Raw genomic sequence first — 21,390 nt, forward strand, 5'->3', positions numbered from 1 at the left:
GTGCTGGCGGACCGGAACCAGGACCCGCTCACGATCCGGCGTCCGACACTGGGTGCGAGACATCATGCGCCTCCCCGTAGACGCCCCCGCACCCTCAACGCTCAAACAGCCAATTCTGCCGTCCTAGTTTTTTTGTTCGCCGGCCGCCGTTCCGGCCGTCGCCGCGGCCGCAGGCCCTTGCAGCGGGAGCCGTCGCCCCGACATGTGGCGCCATGGATGCTTCCCCCGATCTGCCGCGCCAGGGCCGCGTGCCCGTCTTCAACATGCCGGGGGTGGTCACCGTCTCGATCGGCCTGCTGCTCGCGATCCATGCGGTCCGCGAGATCCTGCTGCCGGACGCCTGGGACATCCGCCTGGTGCTCGACCTGGCGCTGGTGCCGTCCCGCTGGACGACATGGTTCGACCCGGCCCAGGCCGACGCGGTGCTGCGGGCGGCGAGCGAGGCCGGGGACGCGCAGTTCGCCGCCGCGCGCGAGGGCTTCGCCCGCTACGTGCTCAGCGAGCCCGGCGCCTACCCGTGGAGCTTCGCCACCTACGGCCTGCTGCACGGCTCGTGGATGCACGTGATCTTCAACAGCGTCTGGCTCGCGGCCTTCGGCTCACCGGTGGCGCGGCGCTGCGGCGCCTGGCGCTTCGGGCTGATCGCGCTGGCCGGGACGGTCGCGGGCGGGGCACTGCATGTCGCGATCGACCCGCTGAGCTCTTCGCCGCTGATCGGCGCCTCCGCCGGGGTGTCGGCGCTGATGGCGGCCGCCGCGCGCTTCGTGTTCCAGCCGCCGGCGGCGGGCTACGGGACGCAGGCCTGGCAGCTGCCGCCGCACCGGCCGGCCGAGACCGTCCCGGAGCTTTTGCGCAACCGCACCGCGGTGACCTTCCTGGTGATCTGGCTGGCGACGAACCTGCTGTTCGGCCTGATCAGCCTGCCGCTCGGCGCCGAGAACGCGGCGGTCGCGTGGGACGCCCACCTCGGCGGCTTCGTCGTCGGCTTCCTGATGTTCCCGTTCGTGGACCCGCAGGCACGACCGCCGCGGTAGCCGGCCCGAGCCGCTTGGATGACCGGCCGCATGACGGCGGCCGACATTCCCGTTCGACGATGTGGACGCCCTCGGCAGGCGCCGCGCGCCCGGTCTTGCCATGGCGCGGCATCCGCCACACACTCGCATCGATCGCACGGCGCGATCCGGGATCAACCCGGGCACGCCTCCGGTCCCTATGCGCGCCGCGGCTGACGGCGCGGGCGGCGTCACCTCCTGGGAGGGATCTTCATGACCATCGCACGCATCCTCGCCGAGAAAGGCGCGGACATCGTCACCATCACCCCCGAACGGACCCTCGACGAGGCGATCCATCTCCTCGCGGAGAAGCGCATCGGCGCCCTCGTGGTCACCCACGGCGACGGGTCGGTCGCCGGCATCCTGTCCGAGCGCGACATCATGCGAGCGCTGGCCAAGCTCGGCGGCGGCGCCTTCGATGCCCCGGTCTCCGCGCACATGACCGCCGAGGTCGTCACCTGCAAGCGCGCCACGACGGTGGAGGACGTGATGCAGCTGATGACCGAAGGGCGCTTCCGCCACGTTCCGGTCTGCGAGGACGGCCGGCTCGTCGGCCTCATCTCCATCGGCGACGTGGTCAAGCGCCGGATCGCGGCGGTCGAGGCCGAGCACAAGGCGATGCGCGACTACATCACGATGGCCTGACGCCTCCGCTCAAGCCGGAACGGGATCGAGGGTGACGTGCCATAGGTCGGCGTCGGCCGCGTCCTTCAGCGTCACCGTCATCTGCTCCGTCCGCCCGTCGACGGCGACGTGCCCGAAGAACTGGTAGCCTGCCGCCGGCGACAGGTTCACCTGGCCTTCCGGCGGCGCCTTCACGAAACGCAGCTGCGGCCCGAACGTGTCGTCGAGCGTGTTCGGGCCGAAGGTGCCGGCGTGCAGCGGGCCTGAGACGAACTCCCAGAACGGCTCGAACTCCTGGAAGCGGGCCTTGTTGGGGTCGTAGTAGTGCGCGGCGGTGTAGTGCACGTCGGCCGTGAACCACACCGTGTTGCGGATGTTCGCAGCCTTGATGAAGCGCAGCAGGTCGGCGATCTCCAGCTCGCGCCCCAGGGGCGGGCCGTCGCCCTGCGCAACCGCTTCGGAGCCGAAGTTCCGGTCGCCGTCGTAGGTGACGACGAGGCCGAGCGGCATGTCGGCGGCGATCACCTTCCAGGTCGCGCGCGACTCCATCAGCGCCCGCTTGAGCCAGGCGAGCTGCACCGGCCCGAGGAAGTACGCGTCCGGGCCGTAGGCGGTCTGGCGGTTCTCGCCGTTCGGCCCGCGATACGAGCGCATGTCGAGCATGAACACGTCGACGAGGGGGCCGTAGGCGATCTTGCGGTAGACGCGGCCGGGCTCGGCCGGGTCGAAGCGCATCGGCATGTATTCGTGGAAGGCGCGGGACGCCCGCACCTCGAGCGCCCGCACGTTCGGGTCGGCGTACGTCTTCCTTAGGTGCTCGGCCCGGGTCAGCGGCTCGCCGGGCCACCAGTTGTTGGTGACCTCGTGGTCGTCCCATTGCGCCAGGATCGGCACGGCGGCGTTCATCGCCAGCACGTTCGCGTCCGTCAGGTTGTATTGGTAGCGGCCGCGGAACTCGGCGAGCGTCTCGGCGGGCTTCGACACCGCCTCGGTGACGCGGTTGCGCCAGAGCGTGCCGTCAGGCAGTCGTACCTCGGCCGTGATCGGCCCGTCGGCGTAGATCGTGTCGCCGGAATGCAGGAAGAAGTCCGGGCGGTTGGCCAGCATCGCCTTGTAGATGGTCATGCCGCCGCGGGCCTCGTCGATGCCCCAGCCCTGGCCCGCCGTGTCGCCCGACCAGCAGAACGAGACCGAACGGCGGTCGGCCGGCGCGGTGCGGAAGCGCCCGACCTGCGCCGGGCCGCGGATCGTCGGCGCCGCGAGGTCTTCGAGCCGGATCCGGTAGACGATGTCCTGCCCCGGCGGCAGGCCGGTGAGCGCAACCTTCACGGTGCCGTCCGCCTCCGGCAGGGCGTCGGCGAAGGTGCCGCCGCGGATCTCGGCGAAGCTGTCGGTGGTGGACCATTCGACGATCGCGCGGCACGGGCGGTCGGCGCGCGCCCAGACGATCGCGGAGTCGGTGCCGACGTCGCCCGATTGCAGGCCGTGCGTGAGGATCGGCCGGTCGGCGGCGCGGCTGAGGCCCGGCCGGGCGATGCCGGACGCGAACCCGACGAGGCCGGCCCCGCCGGCGAACAGGATCTGGCGGCGGCTGGACACCATCGGGGCGGCTCCTCGCGGCGGTCGGGCCGGTCCCGATCCCGCACGAGGGCCGCATCGCAGGCCGATGCGACAGTCGCGTGACGCGGCGCGTCAGGCGCGCGCGGCCGCGGCCTGCACCATCGCCCGGATGCGGGGGACGGCGGCGCGCGTCGCCGCGTGGCCGGCGGCGATCGCCTCGGCCGCCCGGTGGAACTCGAACTGTCCCATCGTGGCGAGGTCCGGCCCGATCGCGCAATCGGGCGGGTCCCGCTCGAGGCGCGCGCGCGAGATTCGGTCCTGCGTGATGTTGAAGGCGTCGAACATCACCCGGCCGATCCCGGGTCCGGACGGCGCGACCCTGCGATTGCGGAGGCCCGCGAGCAGGCTCCAGCGCCGGGCGCCGACCGCGGTGACGACCTGCTCGACGGGATCGGCCGCGCCGGGCTCGATCACGCCGCCCCGCATCCGCGGGTCGCAGGCGAGGTTCACGCCGACGACGAGGTCGGCGCCCATCGCGCGGGCCAGCGTCACCGGCACCGGGTTGACCAGCGTGCCGTCCATCAGGAGACGCCCGTCGCGCTCGACCGGCGCGAACAGGCCGGGCAGGGCGTAGGAGGCGCGCAGAGCCTCGATCAGCGATCCACGCGTGAGCCAGACCTCGTGCCCGGTTCCGAGCTCGGTGGCGACCGAGCCGAAGCCGACCGGCAGGTCGTCGACCAGGCGGTCGCCGAGGTCGCGCACCAGCCGCCGGCGTAGGCGGTCGCCGCCGATCAGCCCCGAGCCCGACAGGCGCGGGTCGAGGAGGCCCAGCACCCGGCGGCGTGTGAGCGAAAGCGCGAACTCGGCGAGGGCGTCGAGCTTGCCCGCGGCGAAGCAGCCGCCGACCACGGCGCCGATCGAGCAGCCGGCGACGACCGAGGGGTGTATGCCGGCCTCGTCGAGGGCGCGGATCACGCCGATATGCGCCCACCCGCGCGCGGCGCCGCCGCCGAGGGCCAGGCCGATCCGCGGCTGCCACGGCGCCGTCTCGCGCGTCGGCTCGACGGTTCCGGGAGCGATCGACGGCGCGGCGTGCCGCAGCAGGGCGTGCGCGCCGCTCATGGGCCGGCGGGGTTCAGCACCGCGCGGCCGTCCGGGTCGAGGGCGACGCTGCGGTAGAAGCAGGCGCGCCGCCCGGTGTGGCAACAGCCGCCGTCGCCGCCGACCGCGACGGTGATCAGCAGCGCGTCCTGGTCGCAATCGGTGCGCATCTCGACGACGCGCTGGACCTGGCCCGAGGTCGCACCCTTGTGCCAGAGTTCCCGGCGCGAGCGCGACCAGTACCAGGCCTCGCCGGTCTCCAGCGTCCGTCGCAGCGATTCGGCGTTCATGTGCGCGAGCATCAGCACGCGGCCGTCCTGCGCGTCGACGGCGATGCAGGCCACGAGCCCGTCGCGGTCGAAGCGGGGCGTGAAGGCCACGCCTTCCTCGACCTCGGTACGGCTACCGGGCGGATCGAATGGGGGGACGGTCATCGAATGACGGTTCCTGCGCAGAGCACTCGGTCCGCGAGCATCCCTCCCCCCTCTGCGGGGGAGGGAAGGGGCGGCGACGCCACATGAATGCGGCTACGCCTTAATGCGGCTACGCCTTGCCGCCGCGGACCAGCGTCAGGAACCGCACCTGCTCGCTGGCGTCCTCGCGGAAGGCGCCGCGGAACTGGGTGGTGATGGTGGAAACGCCGGCCTTCTGGACGCCGCGCATCGCCATGCAGAGATGCTCCGCCTCGACGAGGACGGCGACGCCGCGGGGCTTGAGGATGCTCTCGATCACGTCGGCGATCTGGGCGGTCATCGTCTCCTGCGTCTGCAGCCGGCGGGCGAAGGTGTCGACCACGCGGGCGAGCTTCGACAGGCCGACCACGCCCTTGGTCGGGTAGTAGGCGATGTGGGCCAGGCCCATGAACGGCACCATGTGGTGCTCGCAGTGGGAGTAGAACGGGATGTCGCGCACCAGCACGATGTCGGAATAGCCCTCGACCTCCTCGAACACCCGCTCGAGCAGGGCGTCCGCGTCGACCTCGTAGCCGCCGAAGAGCTGGCCGTAGGCCTTGACCACGCGGGCCGGGGTGTCGAGCAGGCCTTCGCGGTTCGGGTCGTCGCCGGCCCAGCGCAGCAGGGTGCGCACGGCGGCCTCGGCCTCCTCGCGGCTCGGGCGGGCGAGGGCGATGCCGTCGGGCACCCGCGTCGCGGATTCGGGCTTCTTCGCGATGTCCTTGGCGCCGTCCGGCGCGGCCGTCTCGGCACGGCGCTCGGCGAGGCTCGCCACCACGCGGTCGTTGTCGTTGCGCATGACGCTCAAGCTCGGCTCGGCCTCGGGAAGGGGACGGGCGGCGCCGTAGGACAGGGATTTGAGCGCGGCATCCATGGCATCTCCGGCCCGCGCCACACGGGCCTTCATCGTCGTACTGTCCGGCTTGGCGTACATGTCGGTCGAACCGTCTCGGAGCCCGGATGGCTCCGGGCCGGCGCCCCGGTGGTTGCGGTGTCCGTGGCCGTGGGCGCGACCCTGGTCGACGAGCCGCCTCCTCGCGAAACGGCCTGAAGCGGCCTATATCGTCGTTCTTGCACGATCGCGCAATGCACGGCGCGCGGGGCGCAAGGGCGGCCCGCACGGGGCCGACCACGCAGCGACCGACCACGCAGCGACACGGAGCGGAAGGCGCCCATGCTCGACGACATCTACAACCGGCGCATCCTCGAACTCGCCGCCGACATCCCCCGGCTCGGCCGGCTCTCGGCGCCGGACGCCAGCGCGACGGCGCATTCGAAGCTCTGCGGCTCGACCGTGACCGTCGACCTCGTGCTCGGGGCCGACGGGACGGTCGCCGACTTCGCCCACGACGTGAAGGCCTGCGCACTAGGCCAGGCCTCGTCCTCGCTGATGGGGCGGCACGTGGTCGGCTCCAGCCCCGAGGAGCTTCGGAGCTTGCGCGAGACCATGCGCGCGATGCTCAAGGCGAACGGCCCGGCGCCCGAGGGCCGCTGGGCGGACCTTTCCGTGCTCGCGCCGGTGCGCGACTTCAAGGCGCGCCACGCCTCGACCCTGCTCACCTTCGACGCGGTGGTGGAGGCCCTCGAACGGATCGAGGCCGCCAGGCGCGCCGCCGCCTGACGCGATGCTGCGGCGTGCCGCGCGGATCGCGATCCGCGGCTATCAACTCACGCTGTCCGGCCTCGTCGGCCGTCAGTGCCGGCACTGGCCGAGCTGCTCCGACTACGCGGACGCGGCGATCGCCCGGCACGGGCTCTGGCCCGGCGCCTGGATGGGGTTTTCGCGGATCTGCCGCTGCGGGCCCTTCGGCACCCACGGCATCGACCTCGTGCCCGACGCCCTGCCGCCGCGGGCGCGCTGGTTCCTGCCCTGGCGCTACGCGCGCTGGCGGGGGGTCAACGCGCCGCCCAATCCGTTCGTCTGTGAGGCCGTCGGGACGAGGTCCGACGGCTGATCGGGCATATCTCGGCAAACGCTCCTTGGTCGGAGCCGTGCCGTCCGCCGACAGGTCGGGCTCTATCGCTTCAGCAGGTCGTCGACGACGGTGACCGAACGAACGATCCGAGCGAACTCGCCCTCGAGGTTCGCGAGCGTCATCGCGTGGACATCCTCGGCAAGGTGCAGGTCGCCATCCGGTCCGACACGGTCGTAAGCCCATGTCGCGTCTCGAACGAGATAGGTCTCAAAGCCGAGGTTCCCCGCCATCCGGGCCGTCGTCTCGACGCAATGGTTGGTCGTCGCTCCGCAGATGATCAGCGTACCGATCCCTCCCGAACGAAGTCGCGCCTCCAGATCGGTTCCGATGAAGGAGCTATTGACGCGCTTGACGATGACCGGTTCGTCGTCCCGCTCCCGCGCTTCGTCCTTGACTTCGTAGCCGGTCGTGCCGGGCAGGAAAAACGAGTCTTCCTCGGTTCCCTGGTGTCGCACGTGGAAGATCGGCCGGCCCTCGGCTCGAAATGCGGAGAGCAGCGCCGCAATCGATCGAAGCGCCTCGGGATTGTTGCGGCGGCGTCCCGCAGCCTCCCACGCATCGAAGGCCTTTTGAACGTCGATCACGATCAAGGCGATGTCGGCGGATTCGCTCATGACGAAGCCATAGCCGCGGCCGCTCGCTGATCCAATGCGCGTGGCAGGTGTATTCTTGCGTCGTGCTTGCCCTTTCGCCACCCGCCAAACCCTGCGGCGATGCCGGCCTTGCCAGCCGGTCACGAACCGCCGCACACTCCGCGCCCAGAACGACGCCAGCGTCGCCCCCGGCCGCAAGGCCCGACGATCAAGACGGAAACCCCATCGGCATGAGTCAGGGCTCGTCCGCCACCACCCTCGACGACGGCATCGTCGCTACCGCCGAAGCCTGCCTCGCCTCCGTCGGCCAGGCGCGCGAAGCGATCCACGGGGTGATCTTCGGACAGGAGAAGGTCGTCGACCTCGCCCTCGTCACGATCCTGGCCGGCGGCCACGGCCTCCTCGTCGGATTGCCGGGTTTGGCCAAGACCAAGCTCGTCGAGACGCTGGGCACCGTGCTCGGGCTCGACGCCCGGCGGGTGCAGTTCACGCCCGACCTGATGCCCTCCGACATCCTCGGCACCGAAATCCTGGACGAGGATGCCGACCGCCGCCGCTCGTTCCGCTTCGTCAAGGGCCCGGTCTTCACCCAGCTCCTGATGGCCGACGAGATCAACCGCGCGAGCCCGCGCACGCAGTCCGCTCTGCTGCAGGCGATGCAGGAAAACTTCGTCTCGGTCGCCGGCGAGCGCCACGACCTGCCACGCCCGTTCCACGTGCTCGCCACCCAGAACCCGATCGAGCAGGAGGGCACCTATCCGCTGCCCGAGGCGCAGCTCGACCGCTTCCTGCTGGAGATCGACGTCGGCTATCCCGATCGCGCCGCCGAGCGCCGCATCCTGATCGAGACCACCGGCGTCGCCGACCAGGGCGTGAAGGCCGTGATGTCGACCGACGCGCTGCTGACCGCGCAGCGCCTCGTGCGCCGCCTGCCGGTGGGCGAGACCGTGGTCGACGCGATCCTCGACCTCGTCCGCTCGGCCCGCCCCGACGGCGGCGACCCGCTGGTGAAGGGCAAGCTGATGTGGGGCCCCGGCCCCCGCGCCAGCCAGGCGCTGAGCCTGGCGGCTCGCGCCCGCGCGCTGATCGAAGGCCGCGTCGCGCCGTCGGTCGCCGACGTGAAGGCGCTCGCCGAGCCGGTGCTGAAGCACCGCATGGCGCTGAGCTACGCGGCGCGGGCCGACGGCGACACCATCGAAGGGCTGATCGCCAAGCTCGCCGAGAAGCTTTAGCGCGTGGCGGCCGTGCGCGCCCACGACGCGATCCCGCGCGCGCCCGGCCGGCGGGAGAGCGAGGGCGCGGTGGCGCTCGCGTCCCGCATGCCCCGGCTCGTGCTGGAGGCCCGCCGCGTCTCGTCGATGCTGGCGCACGGCCTGCACGGCCGCCGCCGCGCCGGCCCCGGCGAGAGCTTCTGGCAGTTCCGGCCGTTCGTGAACGGCGAGGCGGCCGCGCGGATCGACTGGCGCCGCTCCGCCCGCGACGACCGGCTCTACGTCCGCGAGCGCGAGTGGGAGGCCGCCCACAACATCTGGATCTGGATCGACCGCTCCGCCTCCATGGGCTTCGCCTCCGACCTCGCGCAGGCCGCGAAGGTCGAGCGTGCCCTCGTCCTCGGGCTGGCGCTCGCCGACGCCTTCGTCGACGGCGGCGAGCGGGTCGGTCTGCTCGGGCTGACCCGCGCGACCGCGTCGCGCAAGATCGTCGAGGCCATGGCGCAGGCAATCGTCGCCGACGCCGCCGGCCTGACCCAGGACCTGCCGCCCCGCGCGGCCCCGGCCCGCTTCGACGAGGTGATCCTGATCAGCGACTTCCTCACCCCCCTCGACCGCGTCGCGTCGGCCGTCCAGGAGATCGCCGGGCGCGGCAGCCGTGGGCACCTCGTGGCCGTCGCCGACCCGATCGAGGAGACGTTCCCCTTCTCGGGCCAGGCCGTGCTGCACGACCTCGAATCCGGCCTCTCGCTCGACGTCGGCGACGCCGGCGCCTGGGGCGACGCCTACCGCACCCGCATCCAGGCGCACCGGGCCGGCCTCTCCGAGATCGCCCGCGGCGTCGGCTGGACGCTGACCCTGCACCGCACCGACCGCCCCGCGAGCGAGGCGGCGCTTCGCCTCGCGACCCTGGTCGCCGCCGCGCGCGGAACGGGCTAGGAGGGCGTCGTGCTCGGATTGACCTTCGCCGCGCCCTTCGCGCTCGCCGCCCTGATCGGCCTGCCCGCCCTGTGGCTGCTGCTGCGGGTGACGCCGCCGCGCCCGCGCCGGATCGACTTCCCGCCGCTCAAGCTGGTGGCGGACCTGGTGGCGCGGCGCCAGACGCCGGCGCGGACCCCGCCCTGGCTGCTGATCCTGCGGCTGCTCGCCGCCGCCGCCCTCATCCTCGCCGTCTCCGGGCCGGTCTGGAACCCGAGCGGCGTCGGCGCCGGCGGAGGCCGCAAGGCGCTTCTGGTGATGATCGACAACGGCGTCTCCGCCGCCCACGACTGGCGCGACCGGATGCGGGTCGCCACCGACGCCGTCGAGGGCGCCGCCCGCGACGGACGGCCCGTCGCGGTGGTCGGGCTGGCGGACGCCCCCGCCGCGGTCGAGGCGCGCACGCCGGCAGCCAGCCTCGAACGGCTGCGCGCCTTGGCGCCGCGCCCGCACCTCGCCGACCGGGGCGCGCACCTGGCAGTGCTCACCAACTTCCTCGACCGCAACGCCGGCGCGGGCCTCGTCTGGATCAGCGACGGCGTCGCCGGCATCGAGCCAGGAGACTTCCCCGCACGCCTCGCCGAGGCCGTGGCGTCGTCGGGCGCCGCGCTGACGGTGCTGCGCGCCGACGCGCCGCCGGCCCTGGCGCTGACCGCGTCCGAGGCCGGGGGCAAGCTCACGGCCCGGGTGCTGCGCGCCGCCCGCAACGGCCGCGACGGCGGCCTCGTGCGCGCGCTCGACCAGAAGGGCCTGCCGCTGGCCGAGCACGACTTCGCCCTCGCGCCCGACGCCACTGAGGCCGAGATCGCCTTCGACATGCCGATCGAGCTGCGCAACGGCGTCAGCCGCATCGAGATCGCCGGCGAGCGCTCGGCCGGCGCCGTGACGCTGGTGGACGAGCGCGGCAAGCGCCGCCGCGTCGGCCTCGTCTTCGGCGGCACCAGCGACCAGGCGCAGCCGCTGCTGGCGCCGACCTACTATCTCTCCCGCGCGCTCCAGCCCTTCGCCGACGTGCAGGAGGCCCGCGGCGCCAAGGGCATCGCCGACCAGGTGGCGCAGCTCCTCGACAACCAGGTGACGGTGCTGGTGCTCGCCGACGTCGGCGCGATGGACGACCGCACCGCCACCCGCGTCCAGGCCTTCGTCGAGGGCGGCGGCCTGCTGCTGCGCTTCGCCGGCCCACGACTCGCGGCCGGCAGCGATCCGCTGGTGCCGGTGCGCCTGCGCCGCGGCGGCCGGACGCTCGGCGGCACGCTCTCCTGGGACAGCCCGAAGACGCTGGCGCCCTTCGCCCCCGAGAGCCCGTTCGCCGGCCTGACGCCGCCCGCCGACATCGGCGTGCGCCGCCAGATCCTGGCCGAGCCCGATGGCGACCTGCCCGGCCGCACCTGGGCCTCGTTGCAGGACGGCACGCCGATCGTCACCGCCGAGCATCGCGGACAGGGGCTCGTGGTGCTGTTCCACGTCACCGCCGACACGACCTGGTCGAACCTGCCGTTGTCGGGCCTGTTCATCGACATGCTGCGCCGGGTGGTGGCGCTGGCCGGTTCCTCCGCCGCCCCCACGGAGGGCGGCCCGCGGCCGGCCGCCGCGATCCTCGCCCCGCGCCTGGCGCTCGACGGCTTCGGGGCGCTCGGCACCCCGCCGGCCTTCGCCACCGCCGTGCCGGCCGACTACGCCGACCGCGCCTCGGCGGAGCATCCGCCGGGCTTCTACGGCCCCGCCGACGGCGGCACCGCCGTGAACGCCCTCCGGCCCGACGACCGCCTCAAGGCGCTCGACCTCGCCGCGCTCTCGGGCGCCCGCACCGGCACGCTCGCCGGGGCCGAGACCCTCGACCTGCGCCCGAGCCTGTTCACCCTGGCGCTTCTGCTGCTGGTCCTCGACACGCTGGCGGGCCTCTGGCTCGGCGGCTTCCTCAACCGCGGCTCAGGGAGCCTCGTCGGCCGCCTCCGCGGCCGCCCGGCGATGCTCGCGATGGCGGGCGTGCTCATTCTCGGAGCTTTTGGCGGGCCACCGGCGCGGGCCGAGGAGCCGCCGGCCAACCGCCCGAACGGCATCGAGTCGGCGCTGGTCACGCGCCTCGCCTACGTCGTCACCGGCGACGCGGCGATCGACGAGGCGAGCCGGGCCGGCCTGACCGGTCTGACCCAGATGCTCGCCGCCCGCACCGCCCTGGAGCCGGGAGAGCCCGCCGGCCTCGACCCGGCCAAGGACGAGCTGGCGTTCTATCCGCTGATCTACTGGCCGATCGCGCCGGGCCGGCCGCAGCCCTCGGAGGCCACGATCCGCCGGGTCGACGCGTTCATGCGCAACGGCGGCACCGTCCTGTTCGACACCCGCGACGCGCTCACGGCCCGGGCCGGCGGCCCGCCGACCCCGGAGGCGGCGTACCTGCGCAAGATGCTGGCGACCCTCGAGATCCCGGAGCTGGAGCCGGTGCCCTCCGACCACGTGCTGACCAAGGCGTTCTACCTCGTCGACACCTTTCCCGGGCGCTACGCCACCGGCCAGACCTGGGTGGAGGCGCTGCCGCCGGCCGCCGAGGGCACCGAGCGTCGCCCGGCACGTGCCGGCGACGGCGTCAGCCCGATCGTCATCACCGGCAACGACCTCGCCGCGGCCTGGGCGATCGACCGCCGCGGCGACCCGCTCTACCCGGTGGTCGGCGGCGACCAGCGCCAGCGCGAGATGGCCTTCCGCGGCGGCGTCAACATCGTGATCTACACGCTGACCGGCAACTACAAGGCGGACCAGGTCCACGTGCCGGCCCTGCTGGAGCGGCTGGGGCAGTGACGATCCCGACACATACCGACGCATTGGACGTGGTCGCGGGTCACTTCTCCCAGTGGGAGAAGGACAGGATGAGGGGCGTGACCTCTCCGGTCAGGTCACGCCCCTCACCCCAGCCCTCTCCCCATGGGAGAGGGGGTCACGCGGCGCTTCCCGCGCGCAACCGGATCACGAAGGCTCTCCCGTCATGCTGAGCCTCAGCTTTACGCCGCTGCTGCCCTGGCCGGTGCTGGCGGTCTTCGCCGTGATCGTGGCGCTGTTTTCCGTGCTCGCCTTCCTGGCGCGGGGACGCACCGCCGTCCTGCGGGCGCTGGCGCTCGGGCTGGTGCTTGCGGCGCTCGCGAACCCCGCCCTGGTGCGCGAGGATCGCGAGCCGGTGAAGGACATCGCCGCGGTGATCGTCGATCGATCCGGGTCGCAGGCGCTCGGCGACCGGCCGGCGGCGACCGACCAGGTCAGGGCCGAATTGCAGCGTCGCTTCGGTGCGCTGACGAACATCGAGCCGCGCTTCATCGACGTGCCGGACGCCGCCGGCGACGACGGCACCAAGCTTTTCGCCGCCCTGGGCCAGGCGCTCGCCGACGTGCCGCCGGAGCGTCTGGCCGGCGTGGTGATGCTCACCGACGGCGTCGTGCACGACATCCCGGCCTCGCTCGCGGCCCTCGGGATCAAGGCGCCGCTGCACGTGCTCATCACCGGGCACCCGGACGAGCGCGACCGGCAGATCAAGCTCCTGGAGGCGCCCCGCTTCGGCATCGTCGGCAAGGACCTCACGATCCGCGCCGAGGTGATGGAGCGCGGCGGCACCGGCTCGGCCGTCGTCGCCCTGCGCCGCGACGGCGAGGAGATCGGGCGCCGCACCGTGCCGACGGACAAGCCGTTCGACCTCGCGCTGAAGATCGAGCATGGTGGCCCGAACGTCGTCGAGATCGAGGTCGAGCCGTTGCCGGGCGAGCTGACCACGGTCAACAACCGCGCCGTGCTCCCCATCGAGGGCATCCGCGAGAAGCTGCGGGTGCTGCTGGTCTCCGGCGAGCCGCACCAGGGCGAGCGCACCTGGCGCAACCTGCTGAAATCGGACGCCAACGTCGACCTCGTGCACTTCACCATCCTGCGGCCGCCGGAGAAGCAGGACGGAACGCCGATCTCCGAGCTGTCGCTGATCGCCTTCCCGACGCGCGAGCTGTTCGTCCAGAAGATCAAGGACTTCGACCTGATCATCTTCGACCGCTACGCCAACCAGAGCGTGCTGCCCTCGGCCTATTTCGACAACATCACGCGCTACGTCCGCGAGGGCGGCGCGCTCCTGATCGCCGCCGGCCCGGAATTTGCCGGCCCGGCGAGCCTCGCGCGCACGCGGCTTTCCGGCATCCTGCCGGGCGACCCGAACGGGCGCGTGGTCGAGCAGCCCTACAAGCCGACGGCGACGGCGACAGGCAACCGCCATCCGGTGACGCGGGCGCTGCCCGGCGGAGACGCGACGCCGCCGGCCTGGGGCGACTGGCTCCGCATCGTCGCGGCGCAGACGCGGGCCGGGAACCAGCCGCTGCTGTCGGGCGCCGAGAACCTGCCGCTGCTCGCCCTCTCCCGCGAGGAGAAGGGCCGCGTGGCACTCATGCTGTCCGACCACACCTGGCTGTGGGCGCGTGGCTACCAGGACGGCGGCCCCTATCTCGACCTGCTGCGCCGCCTCGCGCATTGGCTGATGAAGGAGCCGGCGCTGGAAGAGGAGGCTTTGCGCGCGCAGATGACCGGCCGCGGTCGCGAGGTCCGCGTCGAGCGCCAGACCATGGCGGAGGCGACCGATCCGGTCGTCGTCACGAGCCCGACCGGCAAGACCAGCACGCTCGCCCTGAAGCCGTCCGAGCCCGGGCTGTTCGGCGCGACCTTCGAGGCGACCGAGCTCGGCCTGCATACGCTGCGCTCGGGCACGCTCGCCGCCTTCGTCAGCGTCGGCCCGCCGAACCCGCGCGAGCTCGCCGACGTGTTCAGCGACACCGATCGCCTGAAGCCGGTCGCCGACGCCTCCGGCGGCTCGATCCGCCGCGTCGCGGACGCCTCCGGCGCCGTCCAGGTGCCGCGCCTCCAGAGCGTGCGCGGCGGCCGCCTCTCGGGCGCCGACTGGATCGGCTTCCGCCCGAGCGACAGCGCCGTCATCCGCGGCGTCGAGGTCTACCCCCTGGCGCTGGGGCTCGCGGCCCTGGCGCTGCTGGCCGCGGCCGTGCTGGCGATGTGGCTGGTGGAGGGACGCCGCGGGCGGGCGGCGTGACGCTCAGGCCGATTTCCCGGACGCCCGGAGCGCGAGCGGAGGGTGATCCGGGATCCAGCGGAAGAACCGGCCGCGTCGGCGGCTCGTGATCGTCGGCGTCGACGATTCGGCCGCTTCGCGTATCCTTGTGCTGGGGCCCGGATCGGGTTCCGCTGACGCTCCACCCGTCCGGGAAATCGGTGCGTGCGTTTCGGTCAGCGAGAGAAGAACCGCGCGATCTCGGCAGCCGCGGCATCCGGGTTCTCGCGGTGCGGGAAGTGCGCCGCGCCTGGAAACGGCGCAAGGTCGAGGTTGGAAAAGTATTCCGGCAGGCGGTCGGTCCAGGCGTAGGGAAAGAGCGGCGAGGAATCGCCCCAGCGGATGCAGGTCGGCACCGCGATGGGTTTCGGCACAGGCGCCTCGCCGCGGATCATCGCGATCCGGCCCGCGTTCTGGCTGAGATACCAGTCGAACCCGCCCTGCAGGTTGCCGGGCCGGAGGAAGTTGTCGACGAAATCCTCGATCACGTCGTCGAAGGCGTGCGGGTTCGGACCCGACCAGTGCCGCAGGATGCCGCCGACATAGGTCTTGCACGCCTCGCGCGACGAGCCGACGAGGTCGGCCGCGTAGGGCATCAGGTGGAAGGATTGGTACCAGATCTCGCGCAGGTTCTCGGGCGCGCCCAGGCGCGGACCGATGCCGCCATACGGGCAGTCGAAGAAGAACAGGCCCTCCAGCCGCTCGGGCGCGGCGTGCGCCAGCCCCTGCGCGACGTAGGCGCCGACGTCGTGCGAGACCACGCCGACGCGATCGAGTCCGAGGGCGTCGAGGAGGGCGAGCATGTCCTGCACGTGGGCCTTGGGGCCGACCTTGTCGTTGGGGCCGGCATCGGGCTTGCCGGTCCGGCCGAAGCCGCGGAGGTCCGGCGCGATGCAGGTGAAGCGCTCGGAAAGCCGCGTCATCACCGGCTCCCAGGTCAGCCAGAATTCCGGCCAACCGTGAAGCAGCAGCAGCGGCGGCCCGCTGCCCACCTGCGCGACGTGCAGGTCGAGGCCGTTCAACGGGAGGGTGTCGTGGCGGATCGTCGGCATCGGTCTTCCTGTGCTGTCGGCCCCAACGCGCGGCGGGCTGCAGGGTTGTCGCCGGTACGGCGGGGTCTGCGCGGACGCGCCGGGTTGGCGTAGCGGCGCGGTCCGTCCTAAGCAGGCGGGGATGGCCCGGCGACGGGCCGACGGACCGGAGACCGCCCCCTCGTGACAGCGCATCCCGTGATCGGACGTTTCTTCGCCGCCACCTTGGCCGCCGCCCTGACGCTCTCGTGCATCGCAGGCCCCGCGGCCGCCCAGTCCGAGCCGGCGCCTCCGGCGGCCGGCGCCGGCTGGGTCCACGCGGTGACGCTGATGGGCCAGCCGAAATACGGCCCGGACTTCAAGCATTTCGACTACGCCGACCCAGGCGCCCCCAAGGGCGGCCTCGTGCGCCTCGGGGCGCAGGGCGGGTTCGACAACTTCAACCTCGTGGTCTCGGGCCTGAAGGGCGACCTCGAAGGCGGGATCGCGCTGCTCTACGACACGCTCACCACCGAATCGCTCGACGAGCCCTTCACCTCCTACGGCCTGCTGGCCGAGGCGCTTCGGGTCGCGCCCGACCTCGGCTCGGTGACCTACCGCCTGCGCGAGAACGCGAAGTGGCACGACGGCGTCGCGATCACCCCCGAGGACGTGGTCTGGTCGTTCGAGACCTTCAAGGCGAACAGCCCGCGCTACGCCGCCTACTACCAGACCGTGGCGAAGGCGGAAGCCGCCGGCCCGCGCGAGGTGACCTTCACCTTCACCGAGACCGGCAACCGCGAGCTGCCGCAGGTGATCGGGCAGCTCCCCGTGCTGCCCAAGCACTGGTGGACGGGCAAGGACCCACAAGGGCGCCAGCGCAACGTCGCCGAGACGACGCTGGAGCCGCCGCTGGGATCGGGCCCGTACAAGCTGGATAAATTCGATCCCGGCCGCTCGGCGACCTATGTCCGCGTCGCCGACTACTGGGGCAAGGACCTGGCGGTGAATGCCGGGCGCAACAACTTCGGCACCCAGCGCTACGAGTATTTTCGCGACGGGACGGTGCTGGTCGAGGCGCTGAAGGGCGACCTCTACGACTTCCGCGCCGAGAACATCGCCCGCAACTGGGCCACCGCCTACGACGACTTCCCCGCGGTGAAGGACGGCCGCCTGATCAAGGAGGCCTTCCGCGACCGCGGCAACGGCAACATGCAGGCGTTCATCTTCAACACCCGCAAGGACAAGTTCAAGGACCCGCGCGTGCGGCGCGCCTTCAACCTTGCGATGAACTTCGAGGAGATGAACCGGGCGCTGTTCTACGGCTTGTATAAGCGCATCGACTCGTACTTCTACGGCTCCGAGCTCGCCGCCTCCGGCCTGCCCGAGGGCGAGGAGAAGGCGCTGCTCGACACGGTGAAGGACAAGGTGCCGCCGTCCGTCTTCACCACGCCCTACAAGAACCCCGTGAGCGAGACGCCGGAGGCCGTGCGCACGAACCTGCGCGAGGCCGTGCGCCTGCTGCGCGAGGCCGGCTACGAGCAGCGCGACGGGCGCATGGTGAACAAGGCGACGGGCGAGCCGCTCACCGTCGAATTCCTGGAGTTCCAGAACACCTTCGAGCGGGTGATCCTGCCGTTCTCGGCGCAGCTCAAGCTCATCGGCGTCGGCACCTCGCTGCGGGTGATCGACCAGGCGCAGTACCAGAACCGGCTGCGCAACTTCGACTACGACGTCACCACCGGCTCCTGGCCGGAATCGCTCTCGCCGGGCAACGAGCAGCGCGAGTACTGGGGCTCGGCATCTGCCGACAAGCCCGGCTCGCGCAACCTCATCGGCATCAAGGATCCCGCGATCGACGCGCTGATCGAGAAGGTGATCTTTGCCAAAGACAGGCCCGGCGTGCTGGCGGCGACCCATGCACTGGACCGATTGCTGCTGTCCCACGACTTCGTCGTGCCGCAATGGGCCTCGAACGTCTCGCGGACCCTGCGCTGGAACCGCTTCGCGCACCCGGCCGTCCTGCCGCTCTACGGCTCTTCCGGCTTCCCGACGACGTGGTGGTACGACGAGGCGGCGGCCGCCAAGACCGGTGCGCCGCGTTGAGCCGGGTCTCCCGCCGTTCGCTCGTCCTCGGGGCGGGCGCGCTCGGCGTCGCCGCGGCTCTGCCGCGCGGCGCGGTCGCCCAAACCGCGGCATCGCACGGGATGTCGAGCTTCGGCGAGCTGAAGTACCCGAAGGACTTCCAGCGCTTCGACTACGTGAACCCGATGGCGCCCCGCGGCGGGCGGTTCTCGTCGCAGCTGAGCCAGACCTTCGGCAACCAGGCGGCCGACACCTTCAACACCCTGAACGCCTACGTGCTGCAGGGGGAGGGGGCCGCCGGCATGAACCTCACCTTCGACAGCCTGATGGTGCGGGCGCTGGACGAGCCGGACGCGCTCTACGGCCTCGTCGCGCGGTCGGTGGCGGTGTCCGACGACGGGCTGACCTACACCTTCACCCTGCGGCCGCAGGCGCGCTTCCACGACGGCTCGAAGCTGACGGCGAAGGACGTGGCATTCAGCCTCAAGCTGCTGCGCGAGAAGGGCCACCCCGAGATTTCCGAGGTGATCCGCGACATGCGCGATGCGACGGCGCCCGACGACGCGACGGTGGTGATCACCTTCGCACCCGGCCGCGCCCGCGACCTCCCGCTCACGATCGCGCAACTGCCGATCTTCTCCGCGGCCTACTACGGAAAACGCGACTTCTCGGCCTCCACCCTGGAGCCGCCGCTCGGCTCCGGCCCGTATCAGGTGGGGCGCGTCGACGTCGGGCGATCGATCGAGTTCGAGCGGGTCCGCGACTATTGGGCCGCGGAGCTGCCGGCGATGGTCGGGCAGAACAACTTCGACGCGATCCGCTACGAGTATTTCCGCGACCGCAACGTCGCCTTCGAGGCGTTCAAGGGTGGCGCCTTCACCTTCCGCGAGGAGTTTACCGCGCGGGTCTGGGCCACCGGCTACGACTTCCCGGCAGTGAACGAAGGCCGGGTCGTGCGCACCACCGTGCCGGATGCCCGGCCCTCGGGCACGCAGGGCTGGTGGATGAACACGCGGCGGCCGGCCTTCCGCGATCCGCGGGTGCGCGAGGCGATCGGCCTGTGCTTCGACTTCGAATGGACGAACAAGAACATCATGTTCGGCGCCTACGTGCGCACGGCCTCGTTCTTCGAGAACTCGATCCTGAAGGCCGTCGGCACGCCCTCGCCCGAAGAGCTGGCGTTGCTCGGGTCCCTGCGGAACGACCTGCCGGCGGAGGTGTTCGGCGAGCCGTGGACGCCGCCGACCTCGGACGGGTCGGGGCAGGACCGGGCGCTGCTCAAGCGCGCCGACGCGCTGCTGCGCGAGGCCGGCTGCACCCGCGACGGCGGCCTGCTCACGCTGCCCGGCGGCAAGCCGTTCACGATCGAGTTCCTCGATTCGAGCCCGGCGCTGGAGCCGCACACCCACCCCTTCATCCGCAACCTCGGCCTGCTCGGCATCCGGGCGACGATCCGCACCGTCGACGCCTCGCAGTACCAGTCGCGCCTCAAGGACTTCGACTTCGACATCACCTCGCGGCGCTACGCCAGCGGCATGACCCTGGGCGCGGAGCTGCGCGAGACCTACGGGTCGCGCTCGGCCGCGACGCCCGGCTCCAACAACCTGTCGGGCATCGCCGACCCGGCGATCGACGTGCTGCTCACCGCGATCGCCGACGCGACATCGCGCGAGGCGCTGGACGCCGCCTGCCGGGCGCTCGACCGCGTGTTGCGCGCCGGGCGCTACTGGGTGCCGATGTGGTATGCCGGCACGCACCGGCTCGCGCTATGGGACGTCTACGGCCACCCCGCGGAGGGGCCGAAATACGATCTCGGCGCGCCGGCGGTGTGGTGGTTCGACGCCGACAAGGCCCGGCGCATCGGCCGGGACTGAACCGAGGCGCCAGACCGTCGAGGCCCGGCCTTCGGCGACACAGGAGAACCCTTCCTTGCTCGGCTATGTCCTGCGCCGCATCGGCCTGATGATCCCGACCCTGTTCGGGATCATGCTGATCACCTTCACCATCGTGCAGTTCGCCCCCGGCGGGCCGGTGGAGCGGGTGCTCGCGCAGATGCAGGGGCAGGGCGACGGCACGCTCTCGCGGGTCACCGGCGGCACCGGCGACCTCGGCGGCGCGAGCCGGCCGGCCTCCGGCGGCGAGGCGAGCTCGCGCTACCGCGGCGCGCAGGGGCTGAGCCCCGACTTCATCGCCAAGCTCGAGAAGCAGTTCGGCTTCGACAAGCCGGCGCCCGAGCGCTTCGCCAAGATGCTCTGGGACTACGTCCGCTTCGATTTCGGGCGCAGCTACTTTCGCGACGTCACCGTCATCGAGCTGATCAAGGAGCGGTTGCCGGTCTCGATCTCGCTGGGGCTGTGGATGACGCTGCTGTCCTACGCGATCTCGATCCCGCTCGGCATCCGCAAGGCGGTCTCGGACGGGGCGCGCTTCGACCGCTGGACCTCGTTCGTCGTGATCGTCGGCTACTCGGTGCCCGGGTTCATGTTCGGGCTGATGCTGATCATCCTGTTCTCCGGCGGGTCGTTCTTCCAGTGGTTCCCCTTGCGCGGCCTGACCAGCGAAGGCTGGGAGACGTTCACGACCTGGCACAAGGTGACCGACTACGCCTGGCACATGGTGCTGCCGCTGACCGCGCTGGTGATCGGCGCCTTCGCGACCTCGACCCTGCTCACCAAGAACTCGTTCCTCGACGAGATCCGCAAGCAATACGTGCTGACCGCGCGGATGAAGGGCAATTCCGAGCGACGCGTGCTCTACGGCCACGTCTTCCGCAACGCGATGCTGATCGTGATCGCGGGCTTTCCCGGCGCCTTCATCTCGGCCTTCTTCACCGGCTCGCTGCTGATCGAGACGATCTTTTCGCTCGACGGCCTCGGCGAGCTCTCGTTCCGGGCGATCGTCGGGCGCGACTACCCGGTGGTGTTCGCGACCCTGTACATCTTCTCGCTGCTCGGGCTCGCGGTGAACCTGCTCTCCGACCTGATCTACGTCTGGATCGACCCGCGCATCGACTTTTCCGCCCGCGCCACCTGAGCGGTCCTCACGTCAGCGGCGACCAAGCCTCGGGCAGCCCGATGCTGGAGACGGCCTCGGCGATGTGGTCGGGGCCGCCCTTCGGCGGCCAGTGCCCGGAGCCCTGCGCCGCCCGGCGAAGGGACGCCCGCTCCTCCAGGCTGGGGAAGCCCCAGACGTGGGTGATCCGCGGCGCACCGTCGAGGGCGTACATGTTGATCACGAGGTGGTCCGTGTAGGGCTTGGCCGGCGGGACCGCGGCCTCCCAGGCGTCCAGCGTGGGCGGCAGGCCGCCGGGCTTCAGACGGTAGGTGCGGAACTCGTAGACGGCGCCGCGCGCCCCGGTCCGCACCGGCGGCAGGAACGGGAAGGCCGCATAGCTGTCCATCTCCAAGGCGGTGACGACGGCGCCGGCATGGAACGGGTTCGCGCTCGTCAGGGCGCGGCGGCGCTCGGCGCTCATGTCCTCGGGCGCCTCGAAGCCGCGCAGGATCAGGATCCGGCCGAGCATCCCGATCTCCGTGCGCCAGCTCCCGAGCAGCGTGCCGCCGGCCTCGGGCGCGCCGACCCAGGCGGCCGCCCCCTCGGAGGCTCGATCGAGCGCGTTCAGGGGGCACGAGAGCGCGGCGAGTTCGTAGAGCATCTTCAAGCCTCCG

Annotated in this window: 18 protein-coding genes; 11 read left to right on the forward strand and 7 right to left on the reverse strand. The window is 71.9% G+C overall.

Translation table 11 applies throughout. From position 1 onward, the window contains the following. Positions 1-212: 212 nt before the first annotated feature. Both FV234_RS08280 and FV234_RS08285 read left to right on the forward strand, forming a co-directional pair. Positions 213-1,034 carry a rhomboid family intramembrane serine protease gene (locus tag FV234_RS08280; protein WP_147754379.1) on the forward strand — a complete coding sequence of 274 codons (822 nt, stop codon included), beginning with the start codon at positions 213-215 and terminating at the stop codon, positions 1,032-1,034. 231 nt (positions 1,035-1,265) lie between these two features. Continuing rightward, positions 1,266-1,697: a CBS domain-containing protein gene (locus FV234_RS08285; RefSeq protein ID WP_147762364.1), complete on the forward strand. Its 432-nt coding sequence runs from the start codon at positions 1,266-1,268 to the stop codon at positions 1,695-1,697. A 9-nt stretch (positions 1,698-1,706) separates the two neighbouring features. Here the strand turns inward: FV234_RS08285 and FV234_RS08290 are convergent, their stop codons facing one another. The 4 genes from FV234_RS08290 to folE all read right to left on the reverse strand — a co-directional run bounded on the left by FV234_RS08290 (position 1,707) and on the right by folE (position 5,723). Further along, positions 1,707-3,278 carry an alkaline phosphatase D family protein gene (locus FV234_RS08290; protein ID WP_147828693.1) on the reverse strand — a complete coding sequence of 524 codons (1,572 nt, stop codon included), beginning with the start codon at positions 3,276-3,278 and terminating at the stop codon, positions 1,707-1,709. Between the two features lie 90 nt (positions 3,279-3,368). After that, complete coding sequence (locus FV234_RS08295; protein ID WP_147762366.1) at positions 3,369-4,358, reverse strand: patatin-like phospholipase family protein; 990 nt, start codon at positions 4,356-4,358, stop codon at positions 3,369-3,371. Then, positions 4,355-4,771, reverse strand: coding sequence for a phosphoribosyl-AMP cyclohydrolase (gene hisI / locus FV234_RS08300; RefSeq protein WP_147762367.1), 417 nt, complete (start codon positions 4,769-4,771; stop codon positions 4,355-4,357). Before hisI ends, FV234_RS08295 begins: the two co-directional genes overlap by 4 nt. Before the next feature lie 109 nt (positions 4,772-4,880). Continuing rightward, on the reverse strand, positions 4,881-5,723 hold the full coding sequence (folE, locus tag FV234_RS08305; protein WP_147828694.1) for a GTP cyclohydrolase I FolE: 843 nt from the start codon (positions 5,721-5,723) through the stop codon (positions 4,881-4,883). Between the two features lie 240 nt (positions 5,724-5,963). Here folE and FV234_RS08310 point away from each other — a divergent pair, with 240 nt between their 5' ends. Together FV234_RS08310 and yidD are read left to right on the forward strand one after the other, a co-directional pair. Next, a complete protein-coding gene (locus FV234_RS08310; RefSeq protein WP_147828695.1) occupies positions 5,964-6,410 on the forward strand; it encodes an iron-sulfur cluster assembly scaffold protein in 447 nt (148 codons plus the stop codon). 4 nt (positions 6,411-6,414) lie between these two features. Then, positions 6,415-6,744, forward strand: coding sequence for a membrane protein insertion efficiency factor YidD (gene yidD / locus FV234_RS08315; protein ID WP_147754511.1), 330 nt, complete (start codon positions 6,415-6,417; stop codon positions 6,742-6,744). Between the two features lie 62 nt (positions 6,745-6,806). Here the strand turns inward: yidD and FV234_RS08320 are convergent, their stop codons facing one another. Then, entirely contained in the window at positions 6,807-7,379 is a 573-nt protein-coding gene (locus tag FV234_RS08320) for a cysteine hydrolase family protein (RefSeq protein WP_147828696.1), read from the reverse strand. 209 nt (positions 7,380-7,588) lie between these two features. Between FV234_RS08320 and FV234_RS08325 the strand changes: the two genes are divergently transcribed. The 4 genes from FV234_RS08325 to FV234_RS08340 all read left to right on the forward strand — a co-directional run bounded on the left by FV234_RS08325 (position 7,589) and on the right by FV234_RS08340 (position 14,609). After that, a complete protein-coding gene (locus FV234_RS08325) occupies positions 7,589-8,590 on the forward strand; it encodes a MoxR family ATPase (protein WP_147828697.1) in 1,002 nt (333 codons plus the stop codon). Positions 8,591-8,593: 3 nt separating this feature from the next. Beyond that, positions 8,594-9,508, forward strand: coding sequence for a DUF58 domain-containing protein (locus FV234_RS08330; RefSeq protein WP_147828698.1), 915 nt, complete (start codon positions 8,594-8,596; stop codon positions 9,506-9,508). 9 nt (positions 9,509-9,517) lie between these two features. Next, positions 9,518-12,343: a DUF4159 domain-containing protein gene (locus FV234_RS08335; protein WP_147828699.1), complete on the forward strand. Its 2,826-nt coding sequence runs from the start codon at positions 9,518-9,520 to the stop codon at positions 12,341-12,343. A 184-nt stretch (positions 12,344-12,527) separates the two neighbouring features. Continuing rightward, positions 12,528-14,609: a hypothetical protein gene (locus FV234_RS08340; protein ID WP_147828700.1), complete on the forward strand. Its 2,082-nt coding sequence runs from the start codon at positions 12,528-12,530 to the stop codon at positions 14,607-14,609. A 194-nt stretch (positions 14,610-14,803) separates the two neighbouring features. On the opposite strand, the gene FV234_RS08345 is transcribed toward FV234_RS08340, so the two are convergent. Next, positions 14,804-15,679 carry an alpha/beta hydrolase gene (locus FV234_RS08345; RefSeq protein WP_147828701.1) on the reverse strand — a complete coding sequence of 292 codons (876 nt, stop codon included), beginning with the start codon at positions 15,677-15,679 and terminating at the stop codon, positions 14,804-14,806. 162 nt (positions 15,680-15,841) lie between these two features. Between FV234_RS08345 and FV234_RS08350 the strand changes: the two genes are divergently transcribed. The 3 genes from FV234_RS08350 to FV234_RS08360 are packed head-to-tail and all read left to right on the forward strand — an operon-like array spanning position 15,842 to position 20,755. Next, positions 15,842-17,743, forward strand: a complete 1,902-nt coding sequence (locus tag FV234_RS08350) for an extracellular solute-binding protein (protein WP_147828702.1) — start codon at positions 15,842-15,844, stop codon at positions 17,741-17,743. Continuing rightward, positions 17,740-19,596: an extracellular solute-binding protein gene (locus FV234_RS08355; RefSeq protein WP_187273618.1), complete on the forward strand. Its 1,857-nt coding sequence runs from the start codon at positions 17,740-17,742 to the stop codon at positions 19,594-19,596. The genes FV234_RS08350 and FV234_RS08355 overlap by 4 nt, the downstream gene beginning before the upstream one ends. A 55-nt stretch (positions 19,597-19,651) precedes the next feature. Continuing rightward, entirely contained in the window at positions 19,652-20,755 is a 1,104-nt protein-coding gene (locus FV234_RS08360; protein ID WP_147762377.1) for a microcin C ABC transporter permease YejB, read from the forward strand. Positions 20,756-20,762: 7 nt separating this feature from the next. Here FV234_RS08360 and FV234_RS08365 read toward each other — a convergent pair whose 3' ends face one another. Further along, complete coding sequence (locus FV234_RS08365) at positions 20,763-21,377, reverse strand: NIPSNAP family protein (protein ID WP_147828703.1); 615 nt, start codon at positions 21,375-21,377, stop codon at positions 20,763-20,765. Between the last annotated feature and the right edge of the window lie 13 nt (positions 21,378-21,390).

This window comes from Methylobacterium sp. WL8, from assembly GCF_008040045.1.
Taxonomy (GTDB): domain Bacteria; phylum Pseudomonadota; class Alphaproteobacteria; order Rhizobiales; family Beijerinckiaceae; genus Methylobacterium; species Methylobacterium cerastii.

What these genes read in the sequence shown, in the direction of transcription:
- FV234_RS08365 (WP_147828703.1), bottom strand. Translation starts at nt 21,377, where the DNA reads ATGCTCTACGAACTCGCCGCGCTCTCGTGCCCCCTGAACGCGCTCGAT.
- yidD (WP_147754511.1), top strand. Translation starts at nt 6,415, where the DNA reads ATGCTGCGGCGTGCCGCGCGGATCGCGATCCGCGGCTATCAACTCACG.
- FV234_RS08320 (WP_147828696.1), bottom strand. Translation starts at nt 7,379, where the DNA reads ATGAGCGAATCCGCCGACATCGCCTTGATCGTGATCGACGTTCAAAAG.
- FV234_RS08285 (WP_147762364.1), top strand. Translation starts at nt 1,266, where the DNA reads ATGACCATCGCACGCATCCTCGCCGAGAAAGGCGCGGACATCGTCACC.
- FV234_RS08290 (WP_147828693.1), bottom strand. Translation starts at nt 3,278, where the DNA reads ATGGTGTCCAGCCGCCGCCAGATCCTGTTCGCCGGCGGGGCCGGCCTC.
- FV234_RS08325 (WP_147828697.1), top strand. Translation starts at nt 7,589, where the DNA reads ATGAGTCAGGGCTCGTCCGCCACCACCCTCGACGACGGCATCGTCGCT.
- FV234_RS08340 (WP_147828700.1), top strand. Translation starts at nt 12,528, where the DNA reads ATGCTGAGCCTCAGCTTTACGCCGCTGCTGCCCTGGCCGGTGCTGGCG.
- folE (WP_147828694.1), bottom strand. Translation starts at nt 5,723, where the DNA reads ATGTACGCCAAGCCGGACAGTACGACGATGAAGGCCCGTGTGGCGCGG.
- FV234_RS08280 (WP_147754379.1), top strand. Translation starts at nt 213, where the DNA reads ATGGATGCTTCCCCCGATCTGCCGCGCCAGGGCCGCGTGCCCGTCTTC.
- FV234_RS08295 (WP_147762366.1), bottom strand. Translation starts at nt 4,358, where the DNA reads ATGAGCGGCGCGCACGCCCTGCTGCGGCACGCCGCGCCGTCGATCGCT.
- hisI (WP_147762367.1), bottom strand. Translation starts at nt 4,771, where the DNA reads ATGACCGTCCCCCCATTCGATCCGCCCGGTAGCCGTACCGAGGTCGAG.
- FV234_RS08345 (WP_147828701.1), bottom strand. Translation starts at nt 15,679, where the DNA reads ATGCCGACGATCCGCCACGACACCCTCCCGTTGAACGGCCTCGACCTG.
- FV234_RS08310 (WP_147828695.1), top strand. Translation starts at nt 5,964, where the DNA reads ATGCTCGACGACATCTACAACCGGCGCATCCTCGAACTCGCCGCCGAC.